This window comes from Mesorhizobium sp. RCC_202, assembly GCF_041355295.1.
Lineage (GTDB): Bacteria > Pseudomonadota > Alphaproteobacteria > Rhizobiales > Rhizobiaceae > Mesorhizobium.
Genome location: NZ_JBFUPO010000001.1, coordinates 407,763 through 424,172, shown reverse-complemented (window position 1 = coordinate 424,172; position 16,410 = coordinate 407,763). Strand labels below are relative to the sequence as shown.

4 protein-coding genes are annotated in these 16,410 nt (G+C 63.6%); 3 read left to right on the top strand and 1 reads right to left on the bottom strand.

The annotated features are described in order from the left end of the window. Positions 1-5: 5 nt before the first annotated feature. A complete protein-coding gene (locus AB6802_RS01915; protein ID WP_371008304.1) occupies positions 6-737 on the top strand; it encodes an SDR family oxidoreductase in 732 nt (243 codons plus the stop codon). Between the two features lie 49 nt (positions 738-786). After that, positions 787-2,064: an L-fuconate dehydratase gene (locus tag AB6802_RS01910; protein ID WP_371008303.1), complete on the top strand. Its 1,278-nt coding sequence runs from the start codon at positions 787-789 to the stop codon at positions 2,062-2,064. 122 nt (positions 2,065-2,186) lie between these two features. Here AB6802_RS01910 and AB6802_RS01905 read toward each other — a convergent pair whose 3' ends face one another. After that, positions 2,187-2,669 (bottom strand): invasion associated locus B family protein, encoded by a 483-nt coding sequence (locus AB6802_RS01905; RefSeq protein ID WP_371008302.1) that lies wholly within the window; start codon positions 2,667-2,669, stop codon positions 2,187-2,189. A gap of 362 nt (positions 2,670-3,031) precedes the next feature. Here AB6802_RS01905 and AB6802_RS01900 point away from each other — a divergent pair, with 362 nt between their 5' ends. Next, positions 3,032-16,219: a hypothetical protein gene (locus tag AB6802_RS01900; RefSeq protein WP_371008301.1), complete on the top strand. Its 13,188-nt coding sequence runs from the start codon at positions 3,032-3,034 to the stop codon at positions 16,217-16,219. Positions 16,220-16,410: the final 191 nt, after the last annotated feature.

The following is a 16,410-nucleotide window of genomic DNA, read 5'->3' as shown; positions in this document are numbered from 1 at the left end:
ACAACATGGCGGATATCACAGGCAAAGTCGTGGTCGTCACCGCGGCCGCGCAAGGCATCGGTCGGGCAAGCGTGCTGGCCTTCGCCAAGGCCGGCGCCATCGTCCACGCCACCGACATCAACGAGGCGGCCCTGGCCGAACTGGCCAAGACGCCCGGTATTACGGCGCGAAAACTCGATGTGCTGAATGACGAGGCGGTGAAGACCGCTTTCGCCGAAATCGGCCGCGTCGACGCGCTGTTCAACTGCGCCGGCTTCGTCCATTCAGGCTCGATCCTCGAGATGAAGGACGAGGATCTCGACTTCGCCATCAATCTCAATGTACGCGCCATGATCCGCACCATCCGCGCCGTGCTGCCCGGCATGCTGGAACGCGGCGACGGGTCGATCATCAACATGTCCTCGGTCGCCGGTGCGCCGAAGGGCGTTCCGAACCGCTTCGCCTATGGCGTCACCAAGGCCGCCGTCATCGGCCTGACCAAGTCGATCGCGGCCGACTATGTCGCTAAGGGCATCCGCTGCAACGCCATCTGCCCCGGCACGGTGGAAAGCCCGTCGCTGGAAGGCCGCATGCGTGCGCAAGGCGACTACGAGACGGCCCGCGCGGCTTTCATCGCCCGCCAGCCCATGGGCAGGCTGGGCACGGCCGAAGAGATCGCCGATCTCGCCGTTTATTTAGCCGGCGCCAGCTACACGACCGGACAGGCCTATAACATCGACGGCGGCTGGTCGATCTGACGTCGGTTCGGCGAGCAGGGCAGGCGGTAATTCAGTTACGAGGCAGACAATGACCAGGATCACCGACCTCAGAACCTTCGACTTGCGCTTCCCGACATCGCAGAGTCTCGACGGCTCGGACGCGATGAATCCGGATCCGGATTATTCGGCCGCATACGTCATTCTAGACACAGACAGCGAAGGGCTCAAAGGCCACGGCCTCACCTTCACCATCGGCCGCGGCAACGAGATCTGCTGCGCGGCGATCGAGGCGCTGCGCCACCTGATCGTCGGGCTCGACCTCGACTGGGTCAAGCAGGATCCCGGCCGCTTCTGGCGTCACGTCACCGGCGACAGCCAATTGCGCTGGATCGGCCCTGACAAGGGCGCCATGCACCTTGCCGTTGGCGCCGTTGTCAACGCCGTCTGGGACCTATGGGCCAAGGAGGCCGGCAAGCCGGTCTGGCGCCTGGTCGCCGAGATGAGCCCGGAAGAGATCGTGCGCATCGTCGATTTCCGCTATCTCACCGACGCGATCACACCGGCCGAGGCGCTGGAAATCCTCAAGGAGGCCGAGGCCGGCAAAGCCGAACGCATCGCCACGCTCGAGCGCGAAGGCTATGCCTGCTACACCACCTCGGCCGGCTGGCTTGGTTATCCCGACGACAAGCTCAGGCGGCTTTGCCAGGAAGCGGTCGATCAGGGCTTTGACCACATAAAGCTGAAAGTCGGTCGTGACCGCGCCGACGACATCCGCCGTTTGCGGATCGCCCGCGAGGTGATCGGCCCGGATCGTTATCTGATGATCGACGCCAACCAGGTCTGGGAGGTCGACCAGGCGATCGACTGGCTCAAGGACCTGGCCTTCGCCAAGCCATTCTTCATCGAGGAGCCGACCAGCCCGGACGATGTCGCCGGCCACGCCAAGATCCGCAAGGCCGTGGCGCCGATCAAGGTCGCCACCGGCGAAATGTGCCAGAACCGCATCATGTTCAAGCAGTTCATCGCCGGCGGCGCCATCGATGTCGTGCAGATCGATTCCTGCCGCATGGGCGGATTGAACGAGGTGCTGGCGGTGCTCTTGATCGCCACCAAGTTCGGCCTGCCCGCATGGCCGCATGCCGGCGGCGTCGGCCTGTGCGAATACGTCCAGCATCTGTCGATGATCGACTATGTCGCGATCTCAGGCAGCAAGGACGGGCGGGTGATCGAATATGTCGACCATCTGCACGAGCATTTCCTCGAGCCCTGCATCATCCGCGACGCCGCCTACATGCCGCCGGCCGCACCGGGTTTCTCGATTGAAATGAAGCCGCAGTCGATCGAGGACTACCGGCACCAAAGCTGAAGCTTTGCCTGAACCTAGAGCAATTCCAGGAAAAGTGTGAGCGGTTTTCCGTCCGGAATTGCGTCAAAACAAAGAGTTAGAGCGCTTCGCCGTTTCCATGAAACGGTGAAACGCTCTGGCAGTTACTTGGTCGCTTCGAGCTTATCGATCGCGGCGCCGAAGCCTTTCAGCGAAACAGGGATCGTCACCGGTTTGCGGGTGACCGATTCCATGCCGATGTTCAGCGTCGCCCCGATCCGCATCGTCTTGACCAGTTCAGGCGCCAGCGGCACCGCGGCATAGGCGCCGTTCTGGTCGCTGGTCTGGATGGCGACGGTGACTTTCTTGCCGCCGTCGATTTGATAGGAGGCGCCCGAAGGCAGGAACAGGCCGTGCGGTAAGGCAAGCAGCATGGCGAAACCCTGGCCGCCCTGCTGGCGGCGGACCGTCACCGTCAGCACCCGCTGACCGGTCTTGGCTTCGGTGAGGTTCTGCGAGACCTGACATTGCAGCTCGGTGCCGGACGATCCCGACGAGCAATTTACAACCCATGGGTTGGCGTCAGCGGGCTTGGTCTCGGCGGGCTTGGCGTCCTCGGCGATGGCCGCGCTGATCACAAACAGCATTGTCGCACCGACCATAGCCGCCAGATGAGCCAATTTTGTTGCTATATTATAAGTCACTAATGCACGCTCCAATATTTGCTGAACTTGCAGCATCTATAGCCGGCTGAATGGAGTCCCAGTAAGGTCAAGACAAATCGGTGTTGCATTGTCGCAACAGTCGTATGTTTTCTATTGGAATATGCTATCGCAACCATGAATTGTCTTGCAACGCAATAATAATGGCATAGCCAATCAACGACGACAGCTCCAGTCAGGGTGGGAAGATGCGTTCGCGCAAAGGGCTGACTGATACTCGAGGAAAGATCGCGGGACGGGCGGTCGGGCAAAGCGGAACGTCTTCCGCTGCCCGACGCGTTGGTATTTTGCTCAGAACGTCGGCGTTGTCGAGCGTCGCGCTTGCGCTGTCAGGCCTTGCCGCGCATGCCGACGATGCCGGCCTGTGGCAGCCGCAGGTCCGCGCCATCATCGGCGCCAACAGCAACAGCGGATTCTCGGCGCTCGAAGGCTTCCTGCCGATCAAGCAGAATCTCGAATCCGTCCTCTTCCTCGACGTTCGCTCGAAATATGATTTCGACGACGGGTTTGGCCAGGATGTCGGCCTGGGCATCCGCCGCATCGTCAATCCGGATCTGATGATCGGCGGCTACGCCTATCTCAACATCCAAAACCGCGACAGCCATCAGTTCGTCGCCACCACGCTCGGCCTCGAGGCGATCACCTCGAAATACGATGCCCATGTCAATGTCTACCTGCCGATCAGCGGCGACCGCGGTTCGGCTGGGCAGGAGTCAAGCCTGTCGCTGGCCGGCAGCCAGTTGCTCGAAGAAATCTCGGCGATCGACCATCGCACCTATGCCGCCTGGGGCATCGAGGGCGAGGTCGGCGTCCAGGCGCCCATCGACCTGCCGGAAAACCAGTCGCTGCGCTTCGATATAGGCGCCTACCATTTTGCCGATCCCGATGGCGACGACCGCTCGGTCACCGGCGCCAAGGCGGGCATTGAATACACCTTCGGCGATGTCGTCGGCAAAGGCACGTCCCTGACCTTCACCGGCGAGGTGCGCAACGACAATCGCGACAACACCCAGTTCGCCGGCAGCGTCCGGCTGACGGTGCCGTTCAACGTGCCCGGCGGCAGCTCCGCCGGTGATGAGACGGATCCTGTCTCGACGGTCAGCCCGGGCCTGCGCAAAAGGCTCAACGAGCGCGTGCGCGGCGATATCGGCGTCAGGCTGCAGGACCAGGACAAGGTCACCGGCACGACGACGCGCGTCGCCATCAACGCCGCCACCAACGCCGCCTTCGGCAAGTTCTTCTTTGCCGATGGCCACAACGACGCTGGCGCCGGTACGCTCGCCGATCCGACGACGCTGGACCTTGCCGTCGCCGGAGCCGGAGCGAACGGTGTCGTCATCGCGCTTGGCGGCAGCGGCAACATCACAACTGCCGGCGTCACCCTTGCCAACGGCCAGACCGTCATCGGCGGCGGCGGCAGCGTTCAGGCCAGGCTCATCAATGGCAGCATCGGCACCTACAATTTCGGCGGCAGCAACGGCACCATCCAGGGCACCAACGCCGCCAACCCCGTCATCACGTTAGCCAGCAACAACACGCTGAGCGGGATCACCATCACCGGCGGTGGCGACGGCATCTTCGGAAACAATGCCGCCAACACGACCCTGACCAATGTCACGGTCGATGGTGCCGGCGGTAACGGCGCCGACTTCAAGGGCGATTCGACCAACGTCAAGGCGTCCGGCTTCACGGCGCAGAACAACGGCATTGACGGCCTGCATATCGAAGGCAACGGCACCTATAACTTCACCGGCACGACGCTGCTTCAGGCCAATGCCGACGACGGCCTCGATATCGCCGGCCACGGCGCCTACAATTTCGCAACGCTCAACGCGCTCGGCAATCATGACGCCGGCATCACCGTCAAGGGCACCGGCGGCAACATTGCCATCACCGGCGGCCAGGTGTCGGGCAACAAGGCCCTGGGCGATGACGGGGTCAGCATCTTCATCGATCCGATCACCGCCAATATCGTGCTGGATTCCATCACGCAGGACGGCGGCACATCGGGCGTCGTGCTCAAGAACCTCTCGGGCAGCTTCACCGTCAGCGGCGCGACGACCATTTCGAACACCACCGGCCCGGCGATCGCGATCACCAGTTCCCCGGCGACGATCCGCTTCGGCGACATCAATATCACCAATCCGGGTGGCGACGGCATGTCGTTCACCGGCGTCAACGCCGCCGTGATCGCCGGCAACATCATCATTTCCGGTATCGGCGTCGGCCAAGCAGGCCTCGATTTCTCCGGCAGCCAGACCAATTTCACCGCGCAGTCGCTTAACATCACCGGCCCCGCCATCGGCGCAGTCGGCTCGATCGGCATCGACCTCGCCGACACCACCGGCGATGCCTCGATCACCATCACCAATGGCGGCAATATCTCCGGTGTAGCCACCGGCGTCCGCCTCGGCATTGCCGGCACGCCGGCGGATACGGCCAACGCTCAGTTCACCTTCGGCGGCGGCATGATCGGTGGCAACACCGCCTCGCTCGACGCGCGCGGCCTCAATTCCGGCTCCGGGCTTTATGCCTTCGGCACGACGACTTTCATCGGACCGCAGCTCTTCGACCAGGCGCATCTGATCTTTATTGGCGTGAATGGTTCCGGATCCGGCAACTCGCTATCGGATCTCGCGTCTATTACCAGTGCCGACAACAATCATGACGGCGCCGCGACCTTTGTGTTGGTCAACGATGCCGGCAACACGCCGATCGACGCCAATGGCGGTTTCACGCTCGACGCCGGCCAGACCCTCGCCTCCTTCGGCAACGGCCGTACCTTCTCGCTCGGCGGCTTGCCGATGAACGTGACCGGCGCCAATGTCAACCATGGCACCACCATCTCGGATCCAAACGGCGCCGCGACGCTGACAAATACCGGCGCCGGCGATGCCGTTACGGTCGCCAGCAATACCTCGCTGCTCGATTTCAAAATCGCCGGGGTTGCCAACGGCGTCGGCATCTACGGCAGCAACGTCACCGGTGTCACGCTGACAGGCATGTCAGTCAGCGGCGCCGTGAACAATGATGGCGTGTTCTTCGACAGTACCAGCAGCGTTACGGGCTTCAACCTCACTTCGACAGGCAACGGCGGCAGCGGCCTAAAACTCGGCAGAGGCACTTACACCTTCACTGGCACGACAACACTTTCGAACAATGCCACTGGCCTGATTGTTGGTCCGGTCGGAACCTACAGTTTCGATAAGGTCGACATCGAGGGCAACGGAACCGGGGTCACCGCCCTATCCGTCCCCGGCGCGGCCACGCTTTCCATCGCCGATGGAACCATTTCCGGCAACACGATACGCGGTTTCGAGGCGTCCCAGATCAATCTCGATGTCGCGCTGTCGAGTCTCAGCCAGACCAGCGGCTCCGATGGCGTGAATCTTGATACCGTTACTGGCAGCTTCAGTGTCACCGGCGCGACGACAATTTCGGGCGCGCAAGCGGGTGTGGTCGTCACGGACAGCTCGGCCACGGTCGACATCGCCAATCTGGTCACGACCTCGATTGCCGGCGCCGATGTCAGCCTGACCAACAACACCGGCATCATCGGCATCGGCGGCACCATCACCAATTCCGGCACTGGCGACGGCGTCGTCGTTTCCGGCGGCAGCGCGGCGATCACGGTCTCGGCGAACATATCCAGCTCGGCGACCTCGCCCGGCATGGCGGTCAAGGTCGATGGCATCACCGGCGGCTCGGTGACCTTCAGCGACGCGATCAGTTCGACCGGCACCGGTTGGCTTTTCGAGATCGGCTCGGCGGCTTTCCTGAGCGGCGGCACGATCAGCTTCACGGGCCCGTCACTGTCGGCGACAGGCGGCGGTGGAGCGCTTGCCATCGACCTCATCGGCACGGCCAAGTTGAACGTTACCGCTCCGCTGTCGATCACCAATGCCATGAGCACCGGCCTGGTTGTCGGCAGTATCGGCAGCACCGCATCGGCAACCTTCGGAGCGGTCACGGTGACGGGCGCCGGCCCCGGCATCGCCATCGCCAACACCGCCGGTTCAGTCACCTTCGGCACGACCCAGGTCACGCTGGGCTCTGCCGCCAACGTGGCCGGCATCAACTTCTCATTCACCAATGCCGATGTCAGCTTCGGCACGACCACCGTGACGATGGGCGCCGGCGCCAACCAGAGCGGCATCAGCTTCGCAACTGCCAGTGCCGATGCCAGCTTCGGCGCAACCACCGTGACAATGGGCGCTGGCGCCAACCAGACCGGCATCAACTTCAGCGGCGCCTTTGCCACGGCCGATTTCGGCGTGACTCATATCACCGGCACCGGCGACCTGACCTCGCGCGGCATCGACCTATCGTCGACGCAAGCCGACAAGACCATTACCTTCCAGGCCGGCTCCAGCATTTCCAATGTCGGCGTCGGCGTCGAACTGTCGTCGGGCGGCACCACGGCGACTTCGGCCAACGCCAACTTCACCTTCGGCGACGGCACTTCGGCAAACGGGCTGCAATCCTCCATCAGCGCGGCGGCGGGCGGCTACACCGTCAACACCATCGGGCTCAATCCGGCGCTCGGCAACTACAATTTCAACGACGTTACGTTCACCGGTCCCGCGCATCTGGCCAGCGCGGTTGGTGGGACCATCATGGTCTCGCAGAACGGCGGCGTCATCGCCGCCGGCACGGACGGGCTCAGCGCCGCGGTAACCACGGTGACGGTTGCCCAGGCCGATGCCATGGTCGGCACCCAGACCTTTGCCTTCGTCGGCACCGTCGATCTCAGCGGCACGGCGTTCACGCTCGATTCAGGCCAGTCGATCACCGGCTTCGGCAACGGCACGTCCATCCTCACCTCCGGCACGGTCCAGCCGATCAACGTCCAGGGCAATCTTGGCGCCACAGGCGGCAATGTCACCGGCAACGAGGGCGTGGTTAAGAGCACGGGCAGCGATACCCTGCAGTTGCTCGGCAACAACCAGGTGAAGAACACGGCCTTCGACTTCACCGGCGGCAGTGGCTCGGTCTTCCTCATCGACCAGAATGCTGCCGGCTTCAGCAACGCCGGCGGCATCTTCATCGATGGCGTGACAGTCAGCAACGTCGCCGTCGGCCAGACGGCGTTCAAGGTCGACGGCCTCACCACCAACGTGTCGATCACCAACAACAACATCAACGTTGCCGGCACGCTGCTCGACGCCGATGGCGGCAACGGCGACATCACGGTCACGCGCGGCACCTTGCCCAACAGCGGGCCGGCCGGCACGCTGACCGGCGGCGGCATCTCGATCGCCAACCGCACCGGCGGCCTGGTCAACTTCACCGACAAGGTGACGGTCAACGGCAACGGTGTCTCGCTCACCAACAACACCGGCGCCACCGTCAAGTTCGCGGATGTGGACATCACCACCACCAATGGTTCGACGGCGTTCAGCGCCACGGGCGGCGGCACGGTCGAGGTCGATGCGGGAACGATCGATGCCACGGGCGCGCAGGCGGTGGCCCTCGACAGCATCGCGGCCGACATCCATTTCACCTCGACCAGCGCGACCTTCAGCTCCGGCAGCGGCATCGATCTGCAGAATCTGAGCGGCACGGTCGCGCTCGGCACCGGCACGCTGATCAATACCGGCTCAGGCACGGCCTTCAATGTCGGCTCGGCGACCGATCAGAGCGGCGGCAACGCTGTCATCAGCTACGGCGGAACGATTGCCAGCAACGGCACCGGCGCGGCGGTCTCGATCCAGGAACTCACCGGCGGCTCGGTGACGCTGTCGGGCGATCTGACCGACGGCAACGCGGCCGGCGGCGGCAACATCTTCGTCGGCGGCATCGACAACGGCACGGCGGCGACGGTCACCTTCTCGGGCGCCAGCAAGAAGATCAGTTCTGGGGCGACCACCGCCGTCCAGCTCGGCTATACGGGCAACTTCGCGGCCCCTGTTCCGCATCCCAATACCAACGCCACGATCAACTTCAACAATGGTGGCCTGGATATAACGACAAGCGGGACCGGCTTCGTCGCGGCCTTTGGCGGCACTGTAAGTGTATCCGGCCCTGGCCCCATCACCGGCAACAAGATCTCCTCCGGCGGCGATGGTTTGGCCATATACGCCGCCGATGTGGGCAGCGCCGGTGTTACCTTTGACAGCATCTCGGCCGTATCCACCTCGAATGGCGCTGGCGTGCTGCTCGCCGGCTCCAACCTTGGTGGCGATGTCAACATCGGCGGCCTGACCGACACCGGATTCCTGGGCGCCTCGCTGGGCGCCCTGTCCGGCGCCGGCGTGGTCAATTTCACCGGCAAGACCGATCTCGACACCAGCTACGAAGGGTTCGAGATCAGCGGTCAGGTCGGCACCATAAACATCGCCAATGTCACTGGATCCACCCTGACCATCGATGGCGGCCAGGTCGGCATTGCGCAGATCGGCTTGCAGACCGGGACCGTCAACGTCGGCGGCAATGGCGGCATCGCCAGCATCGGCGCGACGACAAGCACCAGCGGTTCGGCCATCACGCTCTCCGGCGGCAACGACCTTCTCAATGCGACGCTGAACTACAACGGTTCGATCAAGGTCGGCGCCGGCAATGTGCTGAATGCCGGCGGCGGCGACTGGACCGTGCTGAACATGAGCGGTTCGGTCGTTTCGACGACGACGGTGGCCGGGGCGTCCGCGGCGTTCCTGTTCAGCGGTCACGCCAACGGCGTGTACAATATTTCGAGCACGATCGATCACCAAGGTGGCATCGGCGTCCGGTTCGACGGGAGCTCCGACGGAACAGTCACCTTCTCCGGCTCATCGAAGACATTCGATACCGGCGCCAACAATGCTATCGTCAAGGACCCGGCGTACGTGCCGGATCCGCAGACCAAGGGCACGCTCAACTTCACCAATGGCGGGCTCGTCATCACCACCACGAGTGGCGCCGGCTTCACCGCCAGCACCTTCGGTTCGGGCGCGATCAGCGTCACTGGCGCCGGCAACACCATCACTACCGGCACGGGCACCGCGCTGAAGCTGGGCGACGCGACAGCGGTCCTGCCGGGGGCGACAGGCGCGACAATCGGCGCCGGCGGCATCACCTTCGATTCCATCTCGGTCAACGGCGCCGCGACCGGCGTTTCGCTCAACGATGTCAGCGGCGGCGCCATCAACCTCGGTGCGGTCGACCTGGAAGGCATCACCTCGCGCGGCGTCGATATTTCCGGCACGCTCGGCTCGGCGTTGGGCTTTACCAGCCTGAAGGTCGGGCTCAGCGCGGCGAACGCGGTTGGCCTCGATCTCAACGGCGCAGCCCTCGGCGCCAGCAACATCACGGCCGGCGACTTCGACGTCGATGGCGGCAGCTTCGCCGGCACGATCGGCATCGACATGGCCGGCACCACCGGCACCGGCACGATCCAGCTCGGCGACACGATCAACAACAACCCCGCCGGCCAGACTTCGACCATCGCCAATGTCGGCTATGGCGTCCAGTTCTCCAGCGCCACCAACGCCAAGCTGGTGTTCGGCGACGGTTTGGGGCCGTCCGAATCGTCGATCGCGACCACGGGCGGCCAGGTCATCCACGCCACCGACAGCCTGCCGACCAATGGCGACTACAATTTCAACGACGTCAATTTCACCGGCGACACGTCGAACCTGTCGTCGATCAGCGTCTATTACGTCGATCTGGATGGCAACGTTTCGGGAACCGGCGACGGCAGCCTTGCCAATCCAGGCAGCCTGGCGCAGGCCCAGGCCTCCACCGCCAATGTGGTGGTGCTGATCGACAAGAACGTCAACGGAAGCCAGGAAACCCTCGACCTGAGCGGGGGCACGTTCCAGATCGACGACGGCCAGGTCGTGCTTGCCTTCAAGAACAATGACGCGGCGGTCGACGTTTCCCTGCTTGGCGTCGACACCAGCGGCGGCGCCGGGGCGGCGTTCCATTTCACCACGGTGCAGAACTCGCCGATCGTCTCGGCGCCAGCCGGCATCGATTCGCTGCGGCCCGTCCTGCAGAGCAACACCGCCGGCTCGGTGATCAACTTTGCCACCAGCGGCTCGGGCACGTTCACCGGCGGCATCCAGAACCTCATCATCCGCAACACCGGCACCGGCACGGGTGTCGCCGTCAATGCGACCGCGGCTTCCAACTTCTTCCTCCGCAACAACGACATCGCGGCCGGCGGCAGGGCGCTCGACTTCGCCACGACCGGCGCTCCCGCCAACACGCTGCTGCTTTCGATCGACGGCAACACGCTGAAATCGACGGGATCGGCGCTCGCCGCGTCCTTCGCCGGCCAGAACATCAGCGCGACGGACAATTCGATCGCCATCCGCTCCTTCGCCGGCAACAAGGTCACCGGCGGCACCGGTGGCGGCATCGCCTTCAGCGATGTCCGCTTCGATTCCGACGGCGCCGGCGGCACCGTCAGCGCCGGCTCGCTCGGCATCGGCACTCCCGGCGCGCGGGTCCAGGGAAATGGGCTCAGCTTCACCAACACCAGCGGCACGCTGGATCTGGGCACGCTCAGCCTCGCCAACAATGGCGGTACCGGCGTCCTGGTCGATACCAAGGGCGCGAACACCAATTTCACGCTGAACAACAGCGGCGGCGTGGTCACCACCACCAATGGCGTAGCGTTCAACCTCGATCCGCTGACCGTGAACATGACGTTTGCAACCGTCAACGCCGTCGGTGGCACCAGTGGGATCATCTTCGATGGCGTTGCCGGTACCTTCACCGTCACCGGCGCTACAAGCATTTCCAACACGACGGGTTTCGGCATCGACGCCGGAGCCGGCAACACCGGCACCTTCAATTTCAACACGGTGACGGTGAACAATGTCACCATCCCCAACACGGGTGGCGGCATCCATGTCCAGACCGGCACGCTCAACGTTAGCGGCCTTGCCAACATCGATACCACCAGCGGCGCCGGGCTTTCGCAAGTCGGCGGCACGACCAGCTTCACCGGCGGCGTGACGGTCGATACCACCAGCGGCGACGGCATGCTCGTGATCAACGGCAGCGCGATCACCGTGACCGGCGCCGCCAACACCGTGACGACGGCCACCGGCCGCGTCGTGTCGATGCAGACCGCGACCATTGGCGCGAGCGGCGTCACGTTCCAAACGCTGAAATCAACCGGAACCGTCAGCGGCGGCCCAGGCATCCAGCTCTCGAATGTCAGCGGCGGCACTTTCGATGGCGGCGATGCATCCATCGCGGGTTCGAGCAACAACGCCATCACCGTCCAGAACGGCACGTCCTCGACCGTCAACTTCAACAGCGCCGTGGTCAGCAGCGCCACCTTCAACGGCATCGACATCAACGCCGGCGTGACCGGTACGGTGACCTTCGGCACGGTGACGATCGACAACACCGGCGCGTCCGGTGTGCGCCTGCTGAACACATCCGGCACCGTCAACATAAATGGCGGCTCGATCGGCGCAACCAACGACCCGACCGGCAGTGCCGTGGAGATCTCGGGCGGCGCCGCGACCTTGAACGTCGCCGCTTCGCTCACCAAGACCAGCGCCGGCAAGATCGTCGACATCTCCGGCGTCACCGGCGGCACGGTCACGCTATCCGGCGCGCTCAGCGCTAATACTGGCAGTGACAACGGCATTTTTGTCCACAGCAACACCGGCGGCACCTTCAATTTCAACGGCGCCATGACGCTCGGCACGGGCACCAGCCAGGCGGTCAATCTGGCGACCAATACCGGCGCCACCGTCAATTTCGGCGGTGGTCTGGCGATCAGCACGACCTCCGGCGCAGGCTTCAGCGCCACCGGGGGCGGCACGGTCGGTGTCGCCGGCACCACCAACACGATCACGACAACGAGCGGAACGGCGCTCAATCTCAATGGCGTCACCGTTGGCGCCGGCGGCGTCAACTTCAACTCGGTCTCAACCAATGGCGCGGCCACAGGCATAGCGCTGACCGATGTCGCGTCGTCCGGCGGCGCCATCGCGCTCGGCACGGTCAACCTGCAGGCCATCACCTCGCGGGGCGTCGACATCTCCGGCGCGTTGGGCGCGGCGCTGTCCTTCACCGATCTCGACATCGGCCTGAACAGCACGACGGGTGTCGCCTTCGACCTCAACGGCGCCACGATCAACGCGGCGGTAACGGCCAACGATTTCGACGTGACCAATGCGCAGGCGGCCGGCACCTCGGTCGGCGTCGACCTGCGCGGCACCACCGGCGGCCAGACGGTGCGTCTCGGCGACACCGTTGCGAACGCCGGCGCCAGCTCGAGCATCGCCGGCGTCAACACCGGCGTGTTCCTCAACTCGACGACGATCCTTGCCTTCACCTTTGGCGACGGCGAGTCCACCACCGACCAGAATTCGACCATCGGCGCCAATGTCGGCATCGACGCCTCGAGCGCGCCGGCGGCCGGCAGCTACAATTTCCAGGACGTCAATTTCCAGGCCAGCCCTGGCCTCGGCTTCGGGGTCGGCAAAATCTATTTCGTCGGCGCCAGCGCGACCGGCGACGGTACCGGCCGCGACCAGAACAATCTGGCGACGCTTTCGACGGCGGAAGCGGCGTCGGTCGCAAGCGACATTCTGGTCCTCGTCAACAATGGCGGCGTCATCAGCGCAGCGGGCAGCAATGCGGACAACACGCTGGTGCTGGCCGCCGGCGAGCAGGTGCGCGGCTTCGGCAACGGCAACATCAACCTGGCGCTGACGGTCCCGTCGACCATCCAGCTCGCCAGCAACAGCATCTCGATCGTCGACCAGACGCCGGACGGTGCGGCAACCCTGACGACAAGCGCCGGCGCCAACGCCATCACGCTCGGCGCCAGCGGCAACATCATCGACGGCTTCATCCTCGACGGCGGCGCACGCGGCATCAAGGACAACGGCTCGGGCGCCTCCGGCACCACGATCAGCCACATGACGATCCGGAATTTCACCGCGGCTGGCATCGAGATCACCCCGTCGACCAGCACGACGATCGACAATGTGACATTTGCCAACAACGCGACGGACGTCATCGTCAACGCGCTCAACACCACCATCAGCAACGTCACCAGCACCGGCGCCACGGGCATCGCCTTCGACCTGCGCAACACCACCGGCACGACGACGCTGACCAACCTCAACGTCACCACCGCGGCAACCGGCACCGGCATCGTCTTCGGCGGCGCTTCCGGCCCCGGCGGCACGATCAATGGCACCAATGTCGACATTTCGGGCGGCAGCGGTATCTCCGTCATTGGCGGCAATGCGGCGATCAGCTTCAACGCCACCAGCTCCATCGCAGCCGGCGGTTCGGGCACGGCGGCCAGCATCACCAACCGCGCTGGCGGCAGCTTCTCCTTTGCTGGCACGGTCACCGCCAACGGCGGCGCCAGCGGCATCGTCATTTCAGGCGCCACGGCGGCAAGCAATGTCAGCTTCGGCGGCACCGTTGATATCGGCACGACGACGGCGCTTACCGGCACCGCGGTGTCGATCAACAACAACGGTCAGTCGTCGGTTATCGCCTTCTCAAACATCGACATCGTCACCAACGGCACGACCGGCTTCAGTGCCACCAATGGCGGCACGGTCAACGTCACCACCGGCACGGTAAGCTCAACGGGCGCCCAGGCAATCAACCTCAACGGCGTCGCCACCACGACCGGCATCAACTTCACCTCGACCACCTCGACCGGCGGGACCAACAATGTCGTGGTCAGCGGCGTCACCGGCGCCGGCACGGTCAGCCTCGGCACCGGCTCGCTGACCGGCGCGAGCGGCGTCGCCTTCCTCGGCTCGGGCGGCACGGCGAGCGTCAGCTACAGCGGCTCGATCACCAAGACCAGCAATGGCCGCGCGATCGACCTCCAGAACCGCACCGGAGGCACCGTCACCTTCAACGGCACGGTCTCCTCGACCGGCAGCAGCGACGGCATTTTCCTCAACGCCAACACTGGATCGACCATCAATTTCGCCAACACCCTGACCATCGACACCTCGGCCAGCGGCACCGCCGGCTTCACCGCCACCGGTGGCGGCACGGTCAGCGCCACCGCCCTCGGCAGCACGATCAATTCGGGCTCCGGCACCGCGCTTAATGTCGCCAACACAACGATCGGCGGTTCGGGCCTGAAGTTCCAGAGCATCTCGTCGAATGGCGCGGCCAACGGCATCGTGCTCAACAACACCGGTACCAGCGGTGGACTGACGGTCATGGGCGATGGCGGCGGCTCGAACAATGGTTCGGGCGGCACAATCCAGAATTCGACGGGCGACGGCGTCAGCCTGAATTCGACCCAAGATGTCCACCTTGCCTACATGAACATCACCAACAATCTGGGTGACGGCATCGGCGGCTCGGGCATCAACGGCTTCGTGCTGAACCGGCTCAATATCTCTCTCAACGGCGACAGCGCGGCGACCGACGAGTCCGGCATAAACATAACCGAATTGACCGGAACCGCCTCGAACGGCGCCCATGCGACGTCGATCAGCAATTCAGTGATCAGCAACAATGAGGAATTCGAAATCCAGATTTCGAACTCGTCGGGCACGCTGACGAACCTGCAGCTCATCAACAACACGATTTCCGCGAATGGTTTGGCCATCCACGGCAACGCGTCCTCGCCTCACGGCGATCTCGTCAACTTCCTCGGGCTAGGCACGTCCGTAATGGGCCTTACGGTGACCGGCGGCAGCTTCACCGGAAATACTGTTTCAGACGCAACCCATGTGATTACGGGAACCGGCGTCTTCGGCAATTCCGGCGGCACCAGCATGACGGTGAATGTGTCGGGAGCAACCTTCACCAACAACAATGCGGGCGTCGACGTATCCACCGACCCAGTTGCGACCTCGCTTACTTTCGACATCGAGAACAACACGTTCATCGGCCAGCGTTCCACCGCAATCAACCATTTCGACAATGGCAACGCGCCTTTCAACAGGACGGTCAACGGCACGATCAAGAACAACACCATCGGTGATAACGCGGTCGCCAATTCGGGCTCGGCTGTCGGCGACGGCATCGCCATCTCGAACGAGGGCGCCGTCAGCGGCAAATATCTGATTGACGGCAATAAAATCTATCAGGTCGCGACGGCCCCGGGCATCAGCGTCAATATCGGCCTTGGTGGTCAGGCCACGGGCGGCGGCGAAACCGACCTTACCATCACCAACAACATTTTCGACCATATCAATGGCAGCCGCGCGATCACCGTCCAGGACAATCAGGTTACCGATATCGCCACTCCGCCCGGCGCCGGCCCATTCCCGACAGTCTGGCTCAACCTTCAGGGCAATTCCTTCGCCAACATTGCCGGGCAGGCCGGCAATGGCCAATACGTGCGCCTCAAGCAGTCGTACGGCATCTTCAAGGTGACGCAGTCCGCCGCAACTGCTGGTGCAAACGTCGGCGAACTCGATGACGCAAACGGCATCAACGATCCGACCAAGTTCAGCACCAGCAGCACCAGCGGCAGCATTCAATATGGCCAGGGCGCCGCGCCTTTGCCGACGACCAACCCTCTGCCTTGAACGGTTTCGTCATCGAAATCGGGTTCAATAGAACAAGCTAAAAAACAAGCTTGCAAAGTACTGAAATCGGTTGTTCTATAGGGCAAGAGGCATGTTGTTCTGATTAGCAGAAAAATTTAAGTACTTATGGCGCACGCGTCGCGAGGATTTTCTTGCGAAGTGGGCTGTCTGTGCTTTATGATTGGCGAGGA

Bases quoted from the DNA above. Each gene is read 5' to 3' on its own strand.
- AB6802_RS01915 (WP_371008304.1), top strand. From the start codon at position 6: ATGGCGGATATCACAGGCAAAGTCGTGGTCGTCACCGCGGCCGCGCAA.
- AB6802_RS01910 (WP_371008303.1), top strand. From the start codon at position 787: ATGACCAGGATCACCGACCTCAGAACCTTCGACTTGCGCTTCCCGACA.
- AB6802_RS01905 (WP_371008302.1), bottom strand. From the start codon at position 2,669: ATGCTGTTTGTGATCAGCGCGGCCATCGCCGAGGACGCCAAGCCCGCC.